Raw genomic sequence first — 19,797 nt, forward strand, 5'->3', positions numbered from 1 at the left:
AAGCCGCAGGGGCTGGCTTCCCTTTTTTGCAGCGCGCCGGCGGAAAACGGCGCGGGGAGAGACTATGCAGACAATCCAAATCGGGCCGGTGACCCTGGCCCACCGGGCAGTGTTCGGGCCTATGGCCGGCTTCACCGACGCCCCCTGCCGGCGGCTGATGGCCCAGCACGGGGCGGGGTTCACCGTCAGCGAGATGGTGTCCAGCCGGGCCCTGACCTACCACGACTACAAGACCCTGAGCCTGGTGAAGGCCGAGCCCAACGGCGCCCCCTACGGGGTGCAGATCTTCGGGGAAGTGCCCTCCATCATGGGCGAGGCTGCCGCCGCCCTGGAGGAATACGACTTCGACTTTCTGGATATCAACATGGGCTGCCCCGCCCCCAAGATCGTCTCGGGAGGCGCCGGCAGCAAGCTGATGCTTCACCCCGAGGTGTGCGGAGAGATCGTGGCCCAGGTGGTGGCCCATACCAGCCGCCCCGTCACCGTCAAGATGCGGAAGGGCTGGGATGCCGACCATGTGACGGCGGTGGAGTGCGCCAAAGCCTGTGAGCAGGCCGGCGCGGTGCTGATCGCCGTCCACGCCCGCACCCGGGAGCAGATGTACACCCCCGGCATTGACCTGTCCATCATCCGTGCGGTGAAAGAGGCGGTGAAGGTGCCGGTGCTGGGCAACGGGGATATCAACAGCCCCGCCGACGCCCTGACCATGATGCAGGAGACCGGGTGCGACGGCGTGATGATCGCCCGGGGCGCTCTGGGGGATCCCTGGCTCTTTGAGCGGGTCAACGCCGCCATCGAGGGCCGCCAAGCGCCCCCCGAGCCCAACCTCCAGGCCCGGATGAACGCCCTCCGCCGCCAGGTGGAGGAGATGGTGGAGCAGAAGGGGGAGCGCACCGCCATGCCCCAGGCCCGGGCCCAGGTCATCCACTATATGAAGGGCCTGAAAGGGGCGGCCGCCCTGCGCCGGGCCTGCTGCCAGCTGACCTACCTGTCCGACCTGGACGAGCTGATCGAGACGGTGTTTGCCGAGCAGCGCCGGGCCGCCGGGGACGAGGAATAACCTTGCGGCAGAGCCGGGTTTATGCTATGCTATAAAACACAAAGCGCCGCAGGGTGCCCGGGGCCGCATGGCCGGCCGGGAGAATAGGGAAACAGGTGCAAAGCCTGTGCGGGACCGCCGCCGTAAGGGAGGAGCTCCGGCCAACGATGTCACTGCATGCGAGCATGCGGGAAGGCAGGCCGGGGCGCTGACGCCCGAGCCGGAAGACCTGCCCTGTCGGTTCATACTGCACGCCCCGGAGCCTGTCCGGCGGCGGAAGGGCAGAACCCGCGCTGCGGACGGACCAAACGCCGGCGCGGAAAACAAGTGCGCTGATTTTTGGAGGGCGGGCCCCGCGGCCTGCCCTTGGAGGAGCTTTGTCTTTGGGATGCCTTTCTCATAAGGAAATTATGAGAGGGGCATTTTCTTTTTGCAGCGCGGTGCAGTACAGGCGAAAGGAGAAGATCCCATGAAACGCAGAACCTTCCTTGCATCCCTGGCCGCCATGGCCCTGACCGTCCAGCTGGCCGGCTGCGCCGCCGGCACCACCCCGCCGGCCTCCAGCATCATCCCCCAGGCATCCGCCCCGGAAAACAGCCACTACCCGGTGACCATCACCAACTACAACTACGCCGGCGAACCGGTGACCTACACTTACACCCAGGCCCCCCAGCGGGTGGTGGCGGTGTACCAGGGCTCCATCGAGAGCATGATCGCCCTGGGCCTGGAGGACCATGTGGCGGCCTCCTATGGCCTGGACAATGAGGTCAAGGCCGAGTGGCAGGAGGGCTTTGCCCAAATGAACTACCAGGCCGATGTCTTTGCCCCCGACAAGGAGACGGTGACCCTGCTTCAGCCCGACCTGATCCTGTCCTGGGGGTCTCTGTTCAGCGAGAAGAACCTGGGTGATACCGCCGCATGGAACGCCAAGGGGGTGGGAACCTACATGAACAGCAACACCTGCCCCGGCGGCTCCCGCACCCTGGAAAACGAATACACCGACCTTCTGAACCTGGGCAAGATCTTTGACGTGGAGGACCGGGCCGAGGCCCTGGTAGCCGAAATGCGCCAGGAGATCGAGTCCACCCTCCAGGCGGTGGAGGGCCGCCCGGCGGTGCGGACCGCCGTGGTGGAGCCCATCGGCGGAACGGTGACCAATTACGGGGCCAACACCCTGGCAGGGGATATGGTGACCCAGCTGGGAGGCCAGCTGGTCCAGCCCGAGGGCAGCGAAATGAGCAAGGAAGCCCTGGTCACCGCCGACCCCGAGGTGATTTTCGTGGTGTATATGGCGTATTCGGGGGAGGACTCTGAGACGGTCATGGCCAGCCAGCTGGCGGCCATCACAGAGGACCCCGCCCTGGCCAGCCTGTCGGCGGTGCAGAACGGCCGGGTGTACCCGGTGATGCTGGGAGATATCTATGCCGCCGGCCCCCGCACGGTGGACGGCATCCGCACCATCGCCGCCGGCCTGTATGGGGATGCAGCCTGATGGCCCGCCGGAGCTTTCGGCCCGCCTTCGGGCTGACGCTGGCCCTTTTGGGAGCGGCGCTGCCTTTGTCTTTTCTGGCGGCGGTGTGCATGGGCACCAACCCCCTGCCTGCCGGCCAGGTCTACGCCGTCCTCCGGGATGAACTGGCCTGGAAGGTGCTGGGCCGTCCCATTCCGGAGGGCTGGGGCCCCGGCACCCCCATCCACGACGTGGTGTGGCTGATCCGGCTGCCCCGGCTGGTGCTGGCCGCGGCGGTGGGATGCTGTCTGTCCCTGTGCGGCGCGGTGATGCAGGCGGTGGTCCAGAACCCTCTGGCTGACCCCTATGTGCTGGGGATTTCCTCCGGGGCGTCGCTGGGGGCCTCCCTGGCCCTGCTGCTGGGGGTAGGCGCCGCCTTTGGAGAGAATTTTGTGGGCGTTATGGCCTTTCTGGGGGCCATGGGGGTGTCGGCGGCGGTGGTCCTGCTGGCCAACGCCGGCGGCCGGCCCAGCACCGTCAAGCTCCTGCTGGCCGGGGCGGCCCTGTCGGCGGTCTGCGGGGCCTTCTCCAACTTCCTGATCTACCAGGCCGGCCCCGACCGGGCCGCCAGCCAGATTGTCCGCTGGACCATGGGCAGCCTGGCGGGGGCGTCCTGGCCGGTGAACGGCGTTTTGCTGGCCGCCGCCCTGGGCGGGACCGCCTTTTTCCTCACCCAGTGCCGCCCCCTCAATCTGATGCTGCTGGGGGAGGACACCGCCCTGACCCTGGGGGTCTCCCTGCGCCGCCGGCGGATGGTTTACCTGGCGGCGGCCTCCCTGCTGGTGGGACTGTCGGTCTGGGCGGCGGGTATCATCGGCTTTGTGGGCCTGGTGATTCCCCATCTGGTGCGGCTGGCCTTCGGCAGCGACCATCGCCGCCTGATTCCTCTGTCGGCGCTGGGCGGGGCGCTGTTCCTGCTGTGGGCCGACGTCCTCTGCCGGGTGATTCTGCCCGGCAACGAGCTGCCGGTGGGCATCCTGACCGCCATGCTGGGTGCCCCGGTGTTTTTGGGCCTGATGGCCCGCAGCCGCTACGGTTTTGGAGGGCCCAACCCATGAAACTGGAAACCAAAGCCCTCCGCGCCGCCGCCGGCGGCCGGGAAATCCTCCACGGCATCGACCTGACCGCCCACACGGGGCAGTTTGTGGGATTGATCGGCCCCAACGGCAGCGGCAAGTCCACCCTCCTCAAGTGTATCTACCGCACCCTTGCCCCCACCGGCGGGGCGGTATTGCTGGACGGCCGGCCCCTGCAGGACTATACCCTCCGCCAGTCGGCCCAAAAGATCGGGGTGGTGGCCCAGCACAATGCCTATGCCTTTGATTTCACGGTGGAGGAACTGGTGCTGATGGGCCGTGCGCCCCACCAGAAACCCCTCCAGCGGGACACCGCCGCCGACCGGCAGATAGCTGCCGACGCCCTGGCGGCGGTGGGAATGGCCGGCATGGAAAAACGCAGCTTCGGGACCTTGTCGGGCGGGGAGCGCCAGCGGGTGATGCTGGCCCGGGCCCTGGCCCAGCAGACGAAGTGCCTTTTGCTGGACGAGCCCACCAACCACCTGGATATTCAGTATCAGCTGTCCATGATGGAGCTGGTGCGGGGTCTGGGCCTGACGGTGGTGGCGGCGCTGCATGATTTGAATTTGGCGGCGGCCTATTGCGACTGGCTGTACGCTTTGAAGGACGGGGAACTGGCCGGCAGCGGCACGCCCCGGGATGTACTCACCCCACAGCTGATCCGGCAGGTCTACCATGTAGACGCCCGGGTCACCGAAATGGACGGCCGGCCCGCCATCTGGTACCGGCCCATGAAAGGAGCCAACCCATGAAACAAGCCCTTATCTGCGTCAGTTTTGGCACCACGGTGCCCTCGGCCCGCCAGGAGATCGAGGCGGTGGAACAGGCCCTGTCTGCCGCCGCCCCGGAGCGGGTCATGGTCCGGGCCTTCACCAGCGGCATGATCCGCCGGGTGCTGGCCGGGCGGGGCCAGCCGGTGCCCAGCCTGCCCGAGGCATTGGAATCGCTGCGCCGGGACGGGGTGGAGGACGTGTTTGTCCAGCCCACCCACTTCCTCTGCGGCGTCGAATATGATAAACTAAGGGCCGAAGCCCTGTCCGCCGCCTCCGGCTTTGCCCGGCTGCGGGTGGGCCGGCCCCTGCTGGCCTCCACCGAAGACCTGCGGGCGGTGGCCGCCATGGTGGCGGACCGTTTTCCCGCCGAAACGGGCCGGGCGGTGGTCCTGATGGGCCACGGCTCCACCCACTTTGCCAACGTGGTGTATCCGGCCATCCAGACCATTTTTGAGCTGGCCGGCCGGCCGGATATCCGCGTGGGTACGGTGGAGGGCTGGCCCACCCTAGAGGAAGTGCGGGAGACCCTGCGCAATATGAAGGTGGAACGGGTCCACCTGGCCCCCCTGATGCTGGTGGCCGGGGACCATGCCCTCAACGATATGGCCGGAGAGGGCCCCGACAGCTGGAAAACCCTGCTGGAGCAGGACGGCTATGCCGTCACCGCCACCCTGGAGGGTCTGGGCCGCCGGGAGGAAATCCAGGCCCTGTATGCCGCCCACCTGACCCAGGACCTGAACTAAACGCATCCGCAAGGAGGAACAGGCCGTGGCCTTTGAACATTACATCCGCAGCGGCCAGAAGATGCTGCGCTGCGGCTATACCACCGGCACCTGCGCCGCGCTGGCGGCGTCGGGGGCGGCACGGCTTCTGCTGCTGGGTGAGACGCCCGAAACCCTCTCTCTGCCCACCCCCAAGGGCTGGACGGTGGAGGTCTGCCCCGAGGGCCTGGCCCGCACGAAGGACGGGGCGGTCTGCTCGGTCCGCAAGGACGGGGGCGACGACGCCGACGCCACCCATGGAATGCTGGTGACCGCGCTGGTGCGGCGGACGGAAGAACCGGGCGTCCGCATCGACGGCGGGGAAGGGGTGGGCCGGGTCACCCGTCCCGGCCTGGACCAGCCGGTGGGGGCCGCCGCCATCAACCATGTCCCCCGGCAGATGATCGCCCAGGCGGTGGAAAACGTCTGCCGCGAGGCGGGCTATGCCGGCGGGGTGGAGGTGATTGTTTCCATCCCCGGCGGGGAGGAGCGGGCCAAACGGACCTTCAACCCCCTGCTGGGCATCGAGGGCGGCCTGTCGGTGCTGGGCACTTCGGGGATCGTGGAGCCCATGAGCGAACAGGCCATTGTGGACACCATTGCGGTGGAGGTGCGCCAGGCCGCCCAGACCAGCCGCCGGCTGATTCTGACCCCCGGCAACTATGGGGCGGACTTTCTGGCGGCCCATGGTCTGGACGGGCTGGGCGTGCCGGTGGTGCGGTGTTCCAATTTCATCGGGGACGCCCTGGACATGGCCGCCGCCGAGGGCTTTGCCCAGGTGCTTCTGGCGGGCCATATCGGCAAGCTGGTCAAGCTGGCCGGGGGGATCATGAACACCCACTCCCGCCAGGCCGACGGCCGCTGTGAGCTGTTCTGTGCCCATGCGGCGGTGGCCGGGGCCAGCCGGAGCCTCTGCGCCCGGCTGATGGAGGCCGCCACCACCGACGCCTGCATTGCCCTGCTGGAGGAGGAAAACCTCCGTCCGCCGGTGCTGGCCAGCCTCACCGCCGCCGCCCAGCGCCATGTGGAGCGCCGGGCCGCCGGCGCCTATGAGGCGGGGGTCCTGCTTTTTTCCAACGTATACGGCACCCTGGGGGTCAGCCCCCAGGCCGAGGCCATCATCCATAGCTGGAGGGAAGAACATCATGAACAATAAAGGTACACTCTACGGGGTGGGCGTCGGCCCGGGGGACCCCGAACTTCTCACCCTGAAAGCGGTGCGGATCATTGGGGAATGCCCGGTGATTGCCGCCCCCCGCACCGCCGGGGGCAACCAGATCGCCCTGGACATCGCCCGCCAGGCGGTGGACCTGGAGGGAAAAGAAATCCTCCCCCTGGACATCTCCATGTCCCCCGACCCGGCCAAGCGGAAAGCCTCCTATGACGCGGCCATGGCCCTGGTCCGGGACCGGCTGGAGGCCGGCCGGGATGTGGCCATGCTGAACATCGGGGATGTGTCCATCTACGCCACCTGTTCCTACCTCATGGAACACCTGGCCGAGGAGGGCTTTGCCACCGCCCGGGTGGCGGGAGTGCCCAGCTTCTGCGCGTCGTCGGCCCGGCTGAACATCAGCCTCACCGAAATCGACACCCCGCTGCACATCATTCCCAGCGGTCAGGAGGAAGATCTGGCGGCGGCCCTGGACTGGCCCGGCACCAAGATCCTGATGAAGAGCGCCCGCCGCCTGCCCCAGGTGCTGAACACCCTGGAGCAGAAGGGCCTGTCGGACCGCAGCGCCCTGGTGGCCAACTGCGGCCTGCCGGGGGAACTGGTGCTGCCCAGCCTGGACCAGGACGCCGTCCGCGCCCTGGACGCCGGGTACTTTGTGACCATCGTGGTCAAGGAGGGGTGAGAAGATGGTACATTTTGTGGGAGCAGGGCCGGGAGCCCCCGACCTGCTGACCCTGCGGGGGGCCAAACTGCTGGGCGAGGCGGGATGCATCATCTACGCCGGCAGCCTGGTGAATCCGGCCCTGCTGGAGATGGCGCCGGAGGGCTGCCCCATCTACAACAGCGCCGAAATGACCCTGGAACAGGTTCTGGACACCATCCGGGCCGCCGAGGCCGACGGCCGGGACACCGTCCGGCTCCACACCGGGGACCCCTGCGTCTATGGGGCCATCCGGGAGCAGATGGACGCCCTGGACGCCGCCGGCATCCCCTGGGACGACACCCCGGGGGTGTCCAGCTTCTGCGGGGCGGCGGCGGCCCTGGGGGCGGAATACACCCTGCCGGGGGTGAGCCAGAGCGTCATCATCACCCGGCTGGCCGGCCGGACTCCGGTGCCTGAGAAAGAAAGCCTGGCCTCCATGGCTTCCCATGGGGCCTCCATGGTGCTGTTCCTGTCGTCGGGGATGCTGCCCCAGGTCCAGGAGGAGCTGCTGAAGGGGGACTATACCCCCGACACCCCCGCCGCCATCGTCTATAAGGCCACCTGGCCGGAGGAAAAAATCGTCCGGTGCACCGTGGGCACCCTGGCGGCCAAAGGGGCCGAGGCCGGCATCCGCAAGACCGCTCTGGTGCTGGTGGGCAGCTTTTTGGGGCAGGGAGGCTATGAGCGGAGCAAGCTCTACGACCCCTCGTTCACCACCGAATACCGGGAGGCCTCCCTGTGAGGCTGTATTATCTGGCCTTCAGCGCCCGGGGACTGGCTCTGGCCGAAAATTTGGCCCGCGCCTTGGGCGGGGAGGCGGTCCGCTGCGGCGGGCCGGTGACCCTGGCCGGCTGGACGGCGGAACATTTCGCCTCCGGGGCGGGGCTGGTGTATGTGGGAGCCTGCGGCATCGCTGTCCGGGCGGTGGCCCCCCACCTGGTCCATAAGGCCGAGGACCCCGCCGTGGTGGCGGTGGACGAGCAGGGACACTTTGCGGTGCCCCTGGTGTCGGGCCATCTGGGCGGGGCCAACGCCCTGGCCCGGTCCATTGCCAAAGTCTGCGGCGCGGTGCCGGTGCTGACCACCGCCACCGATGCCGGGGGACTGTTCCCGGTGGACGACTGGGCCCGGGCGCAGGGCTGCGTTATTCCGCGGCCCGAAACCATCAAGCACTTTTCCGCCGCCATCCTGGCGGGGAAAACCTGCCGCATCTACAGCGACTGGCCCATCGCCGGCGCACCCCCCGCCGGGGTGGAGCTGACGGAGGACAAGTCGGCCTGCGACGCCGCCGTCACCCTCACCGACCCCGGCCCGGGCCCTCTCTGGATTGCCCCGCGGGCCGCTGTGCTGGGGATGGGCTGCCGCCGGGGCGTGCCGGTCCAGCGGCTGGAACAGGCTGTGCAGCAGGCCCTTGCAGCGGCCGGCATCCCGGCCCAGGCGGTGGCCATGGTCTGTACCATTGACCTCAAAGCCCGGGAACCGGGGCTTTTGGACCTCTGCCAGGCCCACGGCTGGCCCCTGCGGACCTTTTCGGCGCAGCAGCTGGAACAGGTGGAAGGAACCTTCACCCCCTCGGCCTTTGTGGCCCGGACAGTGGGGGTGGACAACGTGTGTGAGCGGGCCGCCGTGCTGGGCGCAGAGGGCGGGCCGCTGCAAATACCCAAACAGGCCGGGGACGGCGTGACGCTGGCCATGGCCGCAAAGGCTTTTGAGCTGGATTGGAAGTGGATGGAATGAACAAAGTCTATGTAGTGGGCCTGGGGCCCGGCAGCGCATTGGGAATGACGGCGGCGGCCCGTGCCGCCCTGCAGGAGGCGGATGTCATCTGCGGATACACGGTGTATCTGGACCTAGTGGCTCCCCTGTTCCCGGGCAAGGAGATGCGCTCCACCCCTATGACCAAGGAGATCGACCGGTGCCGGATGGCGCTGGAGCTGGCCGCCGAGGGCCGCACCGCGGCTCTGGTGTGCAGCGGCGATGCGGGGGTGTACGGCATGGCCTCCCCCCTGCTGGAACTGGCGGGGAATTATCCCATGGTGGAGGTGGAAGTGGTTCCCGGCGTGACCGCGGCCCTGGCCGGGGCGGCGGTGCTGGGTGCGCCTCTGGGGCATGACTTCTGCACCGTGTCCCTGTCCGACCTGCTGACCCCCTGGGAGATGGTGGAAAAGCGGCTGCGGGCCGCGGCGGCGGGGGATTTTGTCCTCTGCCTGTATAACCCCGCCTCCCACCGGCGGAAAGATACCCTCCGCCGGGCCTGTGAGATCCTGCTGGATGCGGGCCTGCGCCCCGACACCGCCTGCGGCTGGGTGCGGAACATTGCCCGGGGCGGCCAGACCGCCCGCCTGCTGACCCTGGAAGAGCTGCGCAGCGCCGAGCTGGATATGTTCACTACCGTCTTTGTGGGCTCCTCCGAGACCCGGGTCCAGAACGGACGCCTCATCACCCCGCGGGGGTACCGGAAATGACCGGGATTGCCGTATTCAGCGGCACCACCGAGGGGCGGACCCTCTCCCATCAGCTGGCGGCGGAAGGGATACCGGTCACCGTCTGCGTGGCCACCGAATACGGCCAGATCCAGCAGGGGGAAGCCCCGGGCATCACGGTTCACACCGGCCGGATGGACCCCGCCGACATGGCGGCTCTGGTGGCGGGGGCGGCCCTCTGTGTGGACGCCACCCACCCCTACGCCGCCCAGGCCAGCGCCAACATCCGGATGGCCTGTGAACGGGCCGGGGTGCCCTGTCTCCGGCTGCTCCGCCCCGCCAGCCCCCTGCCCGAGGACGCTCTGACCGCCCCCGATGCGGCTTCGGCGGCCCGGCTGCTGGCCGGCACCCAGGGAAATATCCTGCTGACCACCGGGGCCAAGGAGCTGGCGGTCTTTGGGCCTCTGGGAGGCCAGCGGCTGATCGCCCGGGTCCTGCCCAGCCATGAAGGGCTGGACGCCTGCGCGGCGGCGGGCATCCCGGCCCGGAACATTGTGGCCATGCAGGGACCCTTCACCCGGGAGATGAACGAAGCCCTTTTGCGGCAGTTCTCGGCCCGGTATCTGGTCACCAAGGACGGCGGCGAGGCCGGAGGCTTTGGAGCCAAAGTGGAAGCAGCCCGGGCGGCGGGGGCCACCCTGGTGGTGATTCGCCGCCCCGCCGACGGCGGCGCATCCTATGAGGAAGTATTGGACCAGTGCAGAAAGGCGGTGGCATCATGGAACAGGTAACGCTGGTGGGAATGGGGGCTTCGGCCGCCACCCTCACCGCCGAGGCCGCCCGGGCCCTGGCTGAGGCGGTGCGGATTGTGGGGGCCAGACGCCTTCTGGACGCCCTGCCCCAGGACCTGACCGCCGAGCGGGTCGCTGCCGCCCGGGCCGATGACGTGCTGGCGGCGGTGCTGGATTCCCCGGGGCCCTGTGTGGCCCTCTACAGCGGGGATACCGGGTTTTACTCGGGGGCGGCGGGTCTGCTGGAACGGCTGGCCCAGAGAAACATCCCTGCCCGGGTGCTGCCGGGACTTTCCAGCGTCCAGCTGCTGGCCGCCCGTCTGGGCCGCCCCTGGCAGGACTGGAAACTGGTGTCGGCCCACGGCACCGCCTGTGACCCGGTGGCCGCCGTCTGCGGCGGACAGCCGGTGTTCTTCCTCACCGGCGGAAAGGACACCGGCCCCGCCGACCTCTGCGCCCGCCTGTCTGAGGCCGGGCTGGGAGATTTGCCGGTGACAGTGGGGGAGAACCTGGCCTGTCCCGGCGAGACCATCACCGCCGGCACGGCCGGAGAACTGGCCGGCCGGCCCTTCGGCCCTCTGGCGGTGCTGCTGGCGGAACCGGCGTCCCGGGCCCCGGCCCGGACCCCCGGCTGGCCCGACGAGACCTTTGTGCGGGCCGAGGCCATCCCCATGACCAAACAGGCCGTCCGGGCCCAGGTGCTGGCCAAACTGGCCATCCGCCCCGGGGAGACGGTCTGGGACATCGGGGCCGGCACCGGCAGCGTCAGCCTGGAGCTGGCTTTTGCCAATGGCGGGGCCCCGGTGTGGGCGGTGGAATGCCTGCCCGAGGCCTGTGACCTCATCCGGGAGAACCGCCACCGTCTGGGCGGCTGGAACGTCCGGGTGGTGGAGGGCCGGGCCCCCGCGGCCCTGGCGGGCCTGCCCGCCCCCGACGCCGTCTTTATCGGGGGCACCCGGGGAGAGATGGGGGAGATTCTGGCCGCTGTGTATCGGTCGAACCCCGCCGCCCGGGTCTGCATCACCGCCGTGACGGTGGAGACCCTGGCCTCGGCCGTGGCGGCCCTGACGGCTCTGGGCCGGACGGTGCAGGTCAGCCAGATTGCGGCCTCCCACACCGGGAGCGGAAAAGTCCATCTCCTCCGGGCCGAAAACCCAATTTTCATTCTCACCGCACAGGATTAAAGGAGGGCTGCGGCCATGGAAAACCCAAAGATTCCCCAGCTGATGGCGGCGGCCATGGCCTCGGGCAGCGGCAAGACCACGGTGGTCTGCGCCCTGCTGCGGGCACTGTGGCGTCGGGGGCTGGACCCCTGCGCCTTCAAGTGCGGCCCCGATTACATCGACCCCATGTTTCACCGGGCGGCTTTGGAGGTGCCCAGCTGCAACCTGGATCTGTACCTCACGCCGCCCCAGCGGCTGCGAACCCTCTATGAGGCCCGGCTGGCGGGCCGGGGGGCGGCGGTGGTGGAGTCGGTTATGGGGTACTATGACGGCGCAGGCCTCACCGACGCCGCCAGCGGCTGGCAGGTGGCGGACACGCTGGATTTGCCGGTGGTGCTGGTGGTGCGGCCTGGGGGAGCCAGCCTGACCCTGGCGGCCCAGATCAAGGGATTGCAGGCTTTCCGGCAAAACAGTCACCTGGCGGCTCTGCTGCTGAACGACTGTTCTGCGGCCTACGCCGCCCGGCTGGCCCCCCTGCTGGAACAGGAGACCGGCCTGCCGGTGGTGGGCTGCCTGCCCCGGCTGGAGGCCGCCCAACTGCCCAGCCGCCACCTGGGCCTGTACACCGCCCAGGAAATCCAGGACCTGACCGGCCGTCTGGACGCCCTGGCGGATGCTTTGGAGGCCAACGCCGACCTGAACAAGCTGCTGGATCTGTGCCGCCGGCCGGCGCCGGCCAGCGCGCCCCAGCCTCTGCCCCCGGTGCGGGCCCGGATTGCGGTGGCCCGGGACGCGGCCTTCTCCTTTTGCTATCCCGAAGGGCTGGAAGCCCTGCGGCAGGCGGGGGCAGAGTGCGTCTTTTTCAGCCCCATGGCGGATGCGGCCCTGCCCGAGGCCGACGGCCTCTATCTGCCCGGCGGGTACCCCGAGCTGCATGCCCGGGCCCTGAGCCAAAATCAGTCCATGCGCCGGGCCATTGCGGAGGCAGTAAAGGCCGGGATGCCCACCGTGGCCGAGTGCGGAGGCTTTCTCTACCTGGGCCAGAGCCTGGCCGATGAGGCCGGGACGGTGTGGCCCATGGCGGGGGTATTGCCCGGAGAGGGGGTCCGGGTGGGACGGCTGGTGCGGTTTGGCTATGCGGCCCTCACCGCCCGGGAGGACAGCCTTTTGTTCCGGGCGGGGGAGACCGCCCCGGCCCATGAGTTCCATCACTGGGACTCCACCCGGCCGGGAGATGCTTTCGAGGCCCAAAAGCCGGACGGCCGCCGCTGGGCCTGCGGGTACAGTTCCCCCAGCCTGTACGCCGGATTCCCGCATCTGTACTTTGCGGGCCAGCCCCGGCTGGCGGAACGGTTTGCCGCCGCGGCGGCAGCCTATCGAAAGGGAAGGTGAAGAAAATGGAACAGTTGGAGCACATCGAAACCCTGCTGGAACGAGCCTCGGCCCCGGCGGACGAGGCCTCCCAGGCGGCGGCCCATCAGCGCTGGGCCAGCCTGGCCCACCCGCTGGGCAGTCTGGGCCTGCTGGAGACCATGCTGGAAGATGCGGCAGCCCTCACCGGTAGCGCCGACCTGTGTTTTGACAAGCGGGCGGTGCTGGTGCTCTGCGCCGACAATGGAGTGGTGGCCCAGGGGGTCACTCAGACCGGGCCGGAGGTCACCGCAGCGGTGGCCCGGGGCTTTGCGGCGGGGGAGAGCCCCGTCTGCCGGATGGCCCACGCCGCCCGGTGCGCCGTGGTGCCGGTGGACATGGGCATTCTGAACTTTCCCCCCACAGAGGGGGTGCTGTCCTGCCGTGTGGGCAACGGCACCGGGGATATTACCTGCGGCCCGGCCATGACCCGGGCCCAGGCGGAACAGGCGGTGCTGGCCGGGGCGGCCCTGGTGTCCCGCCAGGCGGAGGCCGGAGTGAATCTTCTGGCCACCGGCGAAATGGGCATCGGCAACACCACCACCTCGGCGGCGGTGGCCTGCGCTCTGCTGGACCGCCCGGCGGAGGACTTTGTGGGCCGGGGAGCCGGCCTGTCGGACGCCGGCCTGGCCCGCAAGCGGATCGCCGTCCGGCGGGCGCTGGAAGTCAACCGCCCCGACCCCGCCGACCCTCTGGACGTGCTGGCCAAGGTGGGCGGCTTTGACCTGGCGGGCCTGTGCGGCGTTTTTCTGGGGGGCGCGGCGTACCGGGTGCCGGTGCTGGCCGACGGCCTCATCAGTACGGTGGCGGCTCTGTGTGCGGTGCGGCTCTGCCCCGGCGCGGCCAAGGCGGTGTTTGCCAGCCATGTGTCGGCGGAGCCGGCCGGTCGTGCGGTGCTGGACGCTCTGGGCAAACAGCCCCTCATCACCGCCGGGATGCGGCTGGGAGAGGGGACCGGCGCGGTGGCCTCCATCCCCCTGTGGGATATGGCCCGGGCGGTCTACGCCGAGAGCTACAGCTTTGACCAGTGCGGGTTGGAGGCCTACCAGCCCCAGGGAGAAGGTGTGTGAGATGCTGACGCTGGTGATTGGCGGGTCGGCCTCGGGAAAAAGCGAATACGCCGAAAGCCTGGTGCTGGCGGCGGGGCCGGGGCCCCGGTACTACCTGGCCACCATGGAGCCCATGGACGGCGAGTGCCATGCCCGGATTGACCGCCACCGGCTCATGCGGGCCGAGAAAGGCTTTGTGACGGTGGAGCGGTACACCGGCCTGGCGGGACTGACCCTGCCCGGGCCGGGCGGGACGGTGCTGCTGGAAGATCTGGGCAACCTGGCGGCCAATGAGCTGTACAGCCCGGCGGGAGCCGGCCCGGAAGGGGCTCTGGACGCCATTCTGGACGGAATCGAACATCTGCGGGTGCAGTGCCGCGCACTGGTGGTGGTCTCCAACGAGATCTTTGCCGGCGGGCGGGACTACGCCCCGGGAACCGAGGACTATCTCAGCCTGATGGCCCGGGCGCACCGGGCGCTGGCGGCCCGGGCCGACCGGGTCTGTGAGGTGGTCTGCGGGCTGCCGTATTACTATAAGGGGGCAGAGGAATGAACAAGGAAACCATGGAAAAGGCCCGGGAAAAAATCCGGACAGGCTGGGCGCGGGGAACGGCCCGGGTGAAAGACTGGACTGAACGGGCCGGCGCAAAGATGCCGGGCCGGCTGAAAATCATGGGCCAGACGGTGGCAGTGGCCTTCGGGATGTTCTCGGCGGTGCCGGTGCCCCAGCCCATCTGGAACGAACAGAACATGCGGTACGCCCTGTGCGCCTTCCCTCTGGTGGGGGTGGTGTGCGGCGCGGCTGCCGGGATCTGGGGCTGGCTGGCGGCCTCGCTGGAACTGCCGGTGCTGCTGCGGGCGGCGGTGTTCTGCCTTCTGCCGGTGTGGATCACCGGCGGGATTCATCTGGACGGCTACGCCGACACCTGCGACGCCCTGGCCAGCTACGGCGACCAGGAAAAACGCCTTTCCATCCTCAAGGACTCCCACTGCGGGGCCTTTGCGGTGATCCGGCTGTGCAGCTGGTTTGTGCTGAGCTTTGCCCTGTGGGGAACCCTGCCCCTGACCCCCAAGGCGGTGGGCTGCATGCAGCTGGGCTTTGTGCTGGAACGGGCAATTTCGGGCTGGGCGGTGGCCGCCCTGCCGCTGGCCAAACACAGCGGCCTGGCCTATACGTTTTCCACCGCCGCCGACCGCAGGCGGGTGAAAGCCATCCTCACCGGGGTGATCCTGGTGGTGTCCATGATCCTGGTGGGGGCCGGGGGCGCCTCGGGCTGGGCGGTGCTGGCCGCCGCCCTGGCGGCCCTGGGCCGGTATACCGTGGTGTCCCGGCGGGACTTCGGCGGCATCACCGGGGACCTGGCCGGATGGTTCCTCCAGCGGTGTGAACTGTGGATGCTGGCCGCCCTGACGGCGGTGCAGCTGGCGGGTCTTTGAGGCCCGCAGAGAGGGGGAAAGGGTAAAATGATGCTGATTACCGGCCCGCTCTGGAGCGGGAAGCGGGCTTTTGCCTGCCGTGTGCTGGGCTGTACCCCGGAGGAACTGTCCTCCCGCGCCGTCTGGGATGCCCAGGACCTGGCGGCGGACTGCGAGAATCTGGAAGCCCTGGCGGAAGAATTGTCCGCCCGGGAGATGGTCCTGATGACCGAGGTGGGGGCCGGCGTGGTGCCGGACGACGCCGCCCAGCGGGCCAGCCGGGAAGCGGCGGGCCGCCTGGCCTGCCTGCTGGCGGCCCGGGCCGACTGCGTGGTACGGGTGTTCTGCGGGCTGCCGCTGGTATTGAAAGGAGAGTGTGCACTGTGAAAATCTATTTGCTGCGCCATGGCGTGACCGAGTACAATACCCAGAAGCGCTATCAGGGACAGCGGGATATCCCCCTGTCCACCAAAGGCCGGGCCATGCTGCGCCGGGCCGATTTTGACCCCGAGGTGGTTTATGTCAGCCCCCTGACCCGGGCCCGCCAGACCGCCAAGATTTTGTTCCCGGAGGCCCGCCAGGTGGTGGTGCCCGATCTGCGGGAAATGAACTTCGGCACCTTTGAGGGCCGCAACTACATCGAGATGGAGCAGGACCCCGACTATCTGGCCTGGGTGGCCTCCAACTGTGAGAGCACCTGCCCCGATGGCGAGCGGAAAGAGGACTTTTCGGCCCGGGTCTGCGCGGCCTTTGCCCGTCTGGTGGACCAGGCCTTTGCCGAGGGAAAGGATCAGCTGGTGATTCTGGCCCATGGCGGCACCCAGATGGCCTCCATGGAGCGGTACGCCCTGCCCCGCAAGACCTACCATGAATGGTGCGGCCCCAACGCCGGCGGCTTTGTGCTGGAAGGGGACGCCGACACCTGGCAGAAGGAACACCATCTGCAGTGCCTGGGCACCGTCCAGTATACCCGCCCGGAGGCTGAATGCTGACGGCGCTGGCGGTGCTGGGGGGCTTTGGGCTGGATTTGCTGCTGGCCGACCCGGCCTGGATGCCCCACCCGGTGGTGCTGATGGGAAAAATCATCGCCCGGCTGGAACGGCTGCTGCGGCGGATTTTTCCCGACACCCCCGCCGGACAGCGGACGGCGGGGCGGGTGCTGGCGGCGGTTCTGCCTCTGGGCACCTGGGCCGTCACGGCGGCGGTCTGCGCCCTGGCTTACCATATCCACCCGGCTTTGGGCTTTGGGGTGGAGCTGCTGTGGTGCTGGCAGGCGCTGGCCCTGCAGGGGCTGGCCGACGAGAGCAGCCGGGTCTATCCGCCCCTGAAAGCCGGGGACCTGCCGGCGGCCCGGCGTCAGGTGAGCCGGATTGTGGGCCGGGACACCGCGGCCCTGTCGTCGGAAGGGGTGGCCAAGGCCGCCGTGGAGACGGTGGCCGAGAACTTCTCGGACGGGGTGCTGGCGCCGCTGTTTTACCTGCTGATCGGGGGCGCGCCCCTGGGCCTGGCCTATAAGGCCGTCAACACCATGGACAGCATGGTGGGCTACAAAAACCAGCGGTATCTCTACTTTGGCCGGGCGGCGGCCCATCTGGACGACGCGGCCAACTGGATTCCCGCCCGGCTGGCGGCCCTGGTCTGGATTGCGGCCGCGGCCCTGGCCGGCTTTGACGCCAAAAACGCCTTCCGCATCTGGCGGCGGGACCGCCGCTGCCACGCCAGCCCCAATTCGGCCCAGACCGAATCGGCCTGCGCCGGGGCCCTGGGGGTCCAGCTGGCGGGCCCGGCCTGGTATTTTGGGGAATATTATGACAAGCCCACCATCGGCGACCCCGGCCGCCCGGTGGAGCCGGAGGACATCCTCCGGGCCGACCGGATTCTCTACCTGGCGGGATTCCTGGCTCTGGGTCTGGGTTTGGCCCTCCGGCTGGGTGTGTGGTTTGGGCTGAGGTGGTGGCTATGAAGCAGAATGTGACGCTGACCCACGGCGGGGACTGGGCGGGCTTTGCGGCCCAGTACGGCCCCAACGCCCCATTGCTGGACTGTTCGGCCAATGTCAGCCCGCTGGGCCTGCCGGAAGGGGTGGCCCGGGCTCTGACCTCCTGCGCCGACCGGTGCACCCGCTACCCGGACCCCCTCTGCCGCGCCCTGCGGGAGGCCATCGGCCGGACGGAGGGCCTGCCGCCGGAATGGATCCTCTGCGGCAACGGCGCCGCAGATGTGATCTGGCGGGCGGCGCTGGCCCTGAGGCCCAAGCGGGCTCTGGTGACCGCCCCAACCTTTGCGGAATACCAGGAAGCCCTGGAACAGTCCGCCGGCTGCAATGTGGAACACTATGTCCTGCGGGAAGAAAAGGACTTTGCCCTGGACGAGGGGATTCTGGAGGCCATCCGCCCGGGGGTGGAGATGGTCTTTCTCTGTGAGCCCAACAACCCCACCGGCCGCACCACCCCCCGGCCCCTGCTGGAACGGATTCTGACCCGCTGCCGGGAAGTGGGGGCGGTGCTGGCCCTGGACGAGTGCTTCGGGGATTTTCTGGCCGACCCCGACGCCCACACGCTGAAAGGCAGACTGAAGGACTTTCCCAACCTGCTGATTTTCAAGGCCTTCACCAAGATTTACGGCATGGCGGGGGTGCGGCTGGGCTATGCCCTGTCCGCCAATGAGGACCTGCTGGACCGGATGCGCCGGGCCGGCCAGCCCTGGGCGGTGTCCACCCCGGCCCAGGAGGCGGGCCTGGCTGCTTTGAACGAAACGGCCTATGTGGAGCGGGTGCGGGCCCTGATCGGGGCCCAGCGGCCCCGGCTGGCAGCGGGCTTGCGGGCCTTGGGCTGCCGGGTGGTGGAAGGCGAGGCCAACTATCTGCTGTTCCGCTGCGAAAAGCCCCTGATAGACACTCTGCGGCAGCGTGGGGTTTTGCTGCGCAGCTGCGGCAATTATCAGGGCCTGGACGATACATGGTACCGGACGGCGGTCCGCACCGGGCCGGAAAATGACCGCCTGCTGGCGGCTTTGAAGGAGGTGCTGGGATGAAAAAGACCCGCTGCATCATGGTGCAGGGGACCATGTCGGGGGCAGGCAAAAGCCTGCTGTGTGCAGCCCTGTGCCGGATTTTCCATCAGGACGGGCTGCGGTGCGCCCCCTTCAAGAGCCAGAATATGGCCCTGAACAGCTACGTCACCCGGGACGGCCTGGAGATGGGCCGGGCCCAGGTGGTGCAGGCCATGGCCGCCGGGGTGGAGCCGGATGTGCGGATGAATCCCATCCTGCTGAAACCCTGCAGCGACGTGGGCAGCCAGGTGATTGTCAACGGCGAGGTCCGGGGCCAGATGCCGGCCCGGGACTATTTCCGGTACAAAAAGCAGCTGGTGCCCGAGATTCTGGCGGCCTATCACAGCCTGGCGGAGGAAAACGACGTCATCGTCATTGAGGGGGCGGGCAGCCCCGCCGAAATCAACCTCAAGGCCGACGATATTGTCAATATGGGCCTGGCCAGGCTGGTGGATGCGCCGGTGCTGCTGGCGGGAGACATCGACCGGGGCGGGGTGTTCGCCCAGCTGTACGGCACGGTGGCCCTGCTGGAATCGGAGGAACGGGCCCGGGTCAAGGGCCTGATTATCAACAAATTCCGGGGCGATGTGGAAATCCTGCGCCCCGGCCTGGCCCCTCTGGAGGAAAAGACCGGGGTGCCGGTCATCGGGGTGGTGCCCTATGTGCGGACCGAGATCGACGACGAGGACTCTCTGGCCCCGTCCCTGGGCCGCACCGAGGCCCATAAGCCTCTGGACGCCGCGGTGATCCGGATGCCCCGGATCTCCAACTTCACCGACTTTTCCCCCCTGGAACAGCATCCGCTGCTGGGGGTGCGGTATGTCAGCGGCCCCCAGACGCTGGGCCGGCCCGACGTGGTGATTCTGCCCGGGACCAAGAGCACCCTGGACGACCTGGTCTGGCTGCGGGAGAACGGCCTGGAAGCCGCCATTCTGAAGCTGGCCGCCGCCGGCGTGCCGGTGATGGGGATTTGCGGCGGATATCAGATGCTGGGCCGCACCCTCTCCGACCCCGAGGGCACCGAGGGCGGCGTTCCCGGGGCGGTGGTGCGGGGTCTGGGCCTGCTGCCGGTGGATACGGTGTTCTGTGCCCAAAAGACCCGCACCCGGGTGGAAGCCCAGGCCCTGGCGGGGCCCTTCGCAGGGGCCCGGCTGGAGGGCTACGAAATCCATATGGGCAAGACCCAAGTGGACGGGGAACCCTTCTGCCGCCTGGAAGATGGCCGGGCCGAGGGCTGTGCGGCGGGCAATGTCTACGGCACTTACCTCCACGGCCTGTTTGACACCGGCGAGGCCACCGCCCGCCTGGCGGACCTCTTGTGCAAAACCAAGGGCATCGACCCGGCCGGGGCGGCGCCTTTGTCCCACCGGGCGTTCCAGGAGCGGGAATTTGACCGTCTGGCCGAAGCGGTCCGGGCCGCGCTGGACATGGACGCCATTTATCGAATGATGGAGGGCTGAC

The 19,797-nt window shown here is 68.7% G+C and carries 21 protein-coding genes and 1 riboswitch; all 21 genes read left to right on the forward strand.

Annotated features, from left to right (window positions below; all coding sequences use genetic code 11):
• Positions 1–64 precede the first annotated feature (64 nt).
• The 21 genes from dusB (at position 65) to B5G28_RS00385 (ending at position 19,796) form a co-directional block, all read left to right on the forward strand.
• Entirely contained in the window at positions 65–1,060 is a 996-nt protein-coding gene (dusB, locus tag B5G28_RS00285; RefSeq protein WP_087245265.1) for a tRNA dihydrouridine synthase DusB, read from the forward strand.
• A 34-nt stretch (positions 1,061–1,094) separates the two neighbouring features.
• A riboswitch (cobalamin riboswitch) is annotated at positions 1,095–1,291 on the forward strand.
• A gap of 217 nt (positions 1,292–1,508) precedes the next feature.
• Positions 1,509–2,531: an ABC transporter substrate-binding protein gene (locus B5G28_RS00290; RefSeq protein WP_087245267.1), complete on the forward strand. Its 1,023-nt coding sequence runs from the start codon at positions 1,509–1,511 to the stop codon at positions 2,529–2,531.
• Positions 2,531–3,607, forward strand: a complete 1,077-nt coding sequence (locus B5G28_RS00295; RefSeq protein WP_087245269.1) for an iron ABC transporter permease — start codon at positions 2,531–2,533, stop codon at positions 3,605–3,607. Before B5G28_RS00290 ends, B5G28_RS00295 begins: the two co-directional genes overlap by 1 nt.
• The gene (locus tag B5G28_RS00300) at positions 3,604–4,377 is read left to right on the forward strand and encodes an ABC transporter ATP-binding protein (protein ID WP_087245271.1); all 774 of its coding nucleotides are present in this window, start codon (positions 3,604–3,606) and stop codon (positions 4,375–4,377) included. The genes B5G28_RS00295 and B5G28_RS00300 overlap by 4 nt, the downstream gene beginning before the upstream one ends.
• Complete coding sequence (locus B5G28_RS00305) at positions 4,374–5,141, forward strand: sirohydrochlorin cobaltochelatase (RefSeq protein WP_087245273.1); 768 nt, start codon at positions 4,374–4,376, stop codon at positions 5,139–5,141. The genes B5G28_RS00300 and B5G28_RS00305 overlap by 4 nt, the downstream gene beginning before the upstream one ends.
• Before the next feature lie 25 nt (positions 5,142–5,166).
• Entirely contained in the window at positions 5,167–6,315 is a 1,149-nt protein-coding gene (cbiD, locus tag B5G28_RS00310; protein WP_204228787.1) for a cobalt-precorrin-5B (C(1))-methyltransferase CbiD, read from the forward strand.
• Positions 6,305–7,012 (forward strand): precorrin-2 C(20)-methyltransferase, encoded by a 708-nt coding sequence (cobI, locus tag B5G28_RS00315; protein ID WP_087245275.1) that lies wholly within the window; start codon positions 6,305–6,307, stop codon positions 7,010–7,012. The genes cbiD and cobI overlap by 11 nt, the downstream gene beginning before the upstream one ends.
• A 4-nt stretch (positions 7,013–7,016) precedes the next feature.
• Positions 7,017–7,775 carry a precorrin-4 C(11)-methyltransferase gene (gene cobM, locus B5G28_RS00320; RefSeq protein WP_087245277.1) on the forward strand — a complete coding sequence of 253 codons (759 nt, stop codon included), beginning with the start codon at positions 7,017–7,019 and terminating at the stop codon, positions 7,773–7,775.
• A complete protein-coding gene (locus B5G28_RS00325; protein ID WP_087245279.1) occupies positions 7,772–8,770 on the forward strand; it encodes a cobalamin biosynthesis protein in 999 nt (332 codons plus the stop codon). Before cobM ends, B5G28_RS00325 begins: the two co-directional genes overlap by 4 nt.
• Positions 8,767–9,498 (forward strand): precorrin-3B C(17)-methyltransferase, encoded by a 732-nt coding sequence (cobJ, locus tag B5G28_RS00330; RefSeq protein ID WP_087245281.1) that lies wholly within the window; start codon positions 8,767–8,769, stop codon positions 9,496–9,498. The genes B5G28_RS00325 and cobJ overlap by 4 nt, the downstream gene beginning before the upstream one ends.
• Entirely contained in the window at positions 9,495–10,247 is a 753-nt protein-coding gene (gene cobK, locus B5G28_RS00335) for a precorrin-6A reductase (RefSeq protein ID WP_087245283.1), read from the forward strand. The genes cobJ and cobK overlap by 4 nt, the downstream gene beginning before the upstream one ends.
• The gene (gene cbiE, locus B5G28_RS00340) at positions 10,235–11,431 is read left to right on the forward strand and encodes a precorrin-6y C5,15-methyltransferase (decarboxylating) subunit CbiE (RefSeq protein WP_087245554.1); all 1,197 of its coding nucleotides are present in this window, start codon (positions 10,235–10,237) and stop codon (positions 11,429–11,431) included. Before cobK ends, cbiE begins: the two co-directional genes overlap by 13 nt.
• 30 nt (positions 11,432–11,461) lie before the next feature.
• On the forward strand, positions 11,462–12,802 hold the full coding sequence (locus tag B5G28_RS00345; protein ID WP_087245556.1) for a cobyrinate a,c-diamide synthase: 1,341 nt from the start codon (positions 11,462–11,464) through the stop codon (positions 12,800–12,802).
• A 5-nt stretch (positions 12,803–12,807) separates the two neighbouring features.
• Positions 12,808–13,890, forward strand: coding sequence for a nicotinate-nucleotide--dimethylbenzimidazole phosphoribosyltransferase (gene cobT / locus B5G28_RS00350; protein ID WP_087245285.1), 1,083 nt, complete (start codon positions 12,808–12,810; stop codon positions 13,888–13,890).
• A 1-nt stretch (position 13,891) separates the two neighbouring features.
• Positions 13,892–14,422 (forward strand): bifunctional adenosylcobinamide kinase/adenosylcobinamide-phosphate guanylyltransferase, encoded by a 531-nt coding sequence (locus B5G28_RS00355; RefSeq protein ID WP_087245287.1) that lies wholly within the window; start codon positions 13,892–13,894, stop codon positions 14,420–14,422.
• Positions 14,419–15,306: an adenosylcobinamide-GDP ribazoletransferase gene (locus B5G28_RS00360; RefSeq protein WP_343215532.1), complete on the forward strand. Its 888-nt coding sequence runs from the start codon at positions 14,419–14,421 to the stop codon at positions 15,304–15,306. The genes B5G28_RS00355 and B5G28_RS00360 overlap by 4 nt, the downstream gene beginning before the upstream one ends.
• A gap of 27 nt (positions 15,307–15,333) precedes the next feature.
• Positions 15,334–15,672, forward strand: coding sequence for a bifunctional adenosylcobinamide kinase/adenosylcobinamide-phosphate guanylyltransferase (locus B5G28_RS00365; protein ID WP_087245289.1), 339 nt, complete (start codon positions 15,334–15,336; stop codon positions 15,670–15,672).
• On the forward strand, positions 15,669–16,277 hold the full coding sequence (locus B5G28_RS00370) for a histidine phosphatase family protein (protein ID WP_087245291.1): 609 nt from the start codon (positions 15,669–15,671) through the stop codon (positions 16,275–16,277). The genes B5G28_RS00365 and B5G28_RS00370 overlap by 4 nt, the downstream gene beginning before the upstream one ends.
• On the forward strand, positions 16,271–17,248 hold the full coding sequence (gene cbiB, locus B5G28_RS00375) for an adenosylcobinamide-phosphate synthase CbiB (protein WP_087245293.1): 978 nt from the start codon (positions 16,271–16,273) through the stop codon (positions 17,246–17,248). Before B5G28_RS00370 ends, cbiB begins: the two co-directional genes overlap by 7 nt.
• The gene (gene cobD / locus B5G28_RS00380; protein ID WP_087245295.1) at positions 17,245–18,318 is read left to right on the forward strand and encodes a threonine-phosphate decarboxylase CobD; all 1,074 of its coding nucleotides are present in this window, start codon (positions 17,245–17,247) and stop codon (positions 18,316–18,318) included. Before cbiB ends, cobD begins: the two co-directional genes overlap by 4 nt.
• The gene (locus B5G28_RS00385) at positions 18,315–19,796 is read left to right on the forward strand and encodes a cobyric acid synthase (protein WP_087245297.1); all 1,482 of its coding nucleotides are present in this window, start codon (positions 18,315–18,317) and stop codon (positions 19,794–19,796) included. Before cobD ends, B5G28_RS00385 begins: the two co-directional genes overlap by 4 nt.
• Position 19,797: the final 1 nt, after the last annotated feature.

The sequence above is a fragment of the Faecalibacterium sp. An77 genome, from assembly GCF_002161315.1.
Taxonomy (GTDB): Bacteria; Bacillota; Clostridia; order Oscillospirales; family Ruminococcaceae; genus Faecalibacterium.

What these genes read in the sequence shown, in the direction of transcription:
- cobJ (WP_087245281.1), top strand. Translation starts at nt 8,767, where the DNA reads ATGAACAAAGTCTATGTAGTGGGCCTGGGGCCCGGCAGCGCATTGGGA.
- B5G28_RS00385 (WP_087245297.1), top strand. Translation starts at nt 18,315, where the DNA reads ATGAAAAAGACCCGCTGCATCATGGTGCAGGGGACCATGTCGGGGGCA.
- B5G28_RS00305 (WP_087245273.1), top strand. Translation starts at nt 4,374, where the DNA reads ATGAAACAAGCCCTTATCTGCGTCAGTTTTGGCACCACGGTGCCCTCG.
- dusB (WP_087245265.1), top strand. Translation starts at nt 65, where the DNA reads ATGCAGACAATCCAAATCGGGCCGGTGACCCTGGCCCACCGGGCAGTG.
- cobD (WP_087245295.1), top strand. Translation starts at nt 17,245, where the DNA reads ATGAAGCAGAATGTGACGCTGACCCACGGCGGGGACTGGGCGGGCTTT.
- B5G28_RS00355 (WP_087245287.1), top strand. Translation starts at nt 13,892, where the DNA reads ATGCTGACGCTGGTGATTGGCGGGTCGGCCTCGGGAAAAAGCGAATAC.
- B5G28_RS00300 (WP_087245271.1), top strand. Translation starts at nt 3,604, where the DNA reads ATGAAACTGGAAACCAAAGCCCTCCGCGCCGCCGCCGGCGGCCGGGAA.
- cobK (WP_087245283.1), top strand. Translation starts at nt 9,495, where the DNA reads ATGACCGGGATTGCCGTATTCAGCGGCACCACCGAGGGGCGGACCCTC.
- cbiE (WP_087245554.1), top strand. Translation starts at nt 10,235, where the DNA reads ATGGAACAGGTAACGCTGGTGGGAATGGGGGCTTCGGCCGCCACCCTC.
- cbiB (WP_087245293.1), top strand. Translation starts at nt 16,271, where the DNA reads ATGCTGACGGCGCTGGCGGTGCTGGGGGGCTTTGGGCTGGATTTGCTG.
- B5G28_RS00290 (WP_087245267.1), top strand. Translation starts at nt 1,509, where the DNA reads ATGAAACGCAGAACCTTCCTTGCATCCCTGGCCGCCATGGCCCTGACC.
- cobI (WP_087245275.1), top strand. Translation starts at nt 6,305, where the DNA reads ATGAACAATAAAGGTACACTCTACGGGGTGGGCGTCGGCCCGGGGGAC.
- B5G28_RS00295 (WP_087245269.1), top strand. Translation starts at nt 2,531, where the DNA reads ATGGCCCGCCGGAGCTTTCGGCCCGCCTTCGGGCTGACGCTGGCCCTT.
- cobM (WP_087245277.1), top strand. Translation starts at nt 7,017, where the DNA reads ATGGTACATTTTGTGGGAGCAGGGCCGGGAGCCCCCGACCTGCTGACC.
- cobT (WP_087245285.1), top strand. Translation starts at nt 12,808, where the DNA reads ATGGAACAGTTGGAGCACATCGAAACCCTGCTGGAACGAGCCTCGGCC.
- B5G28_RS00365 (WP_087245289.1), top strand. Translation starts at nt 15,334, where the DNA reads ATGATGCTGATTACCGGCCCGCTCTGGAGCGGGAAGCGGGCTTTTGCC.
- B5G28_RS00360 (WP_343215532.1), top strand. Translation starts at nt 14,419, where the DNA reads ATGAACAAGGAAACCATGGAAAAGGCCCGGGAAAAAATCCGGACAGGC.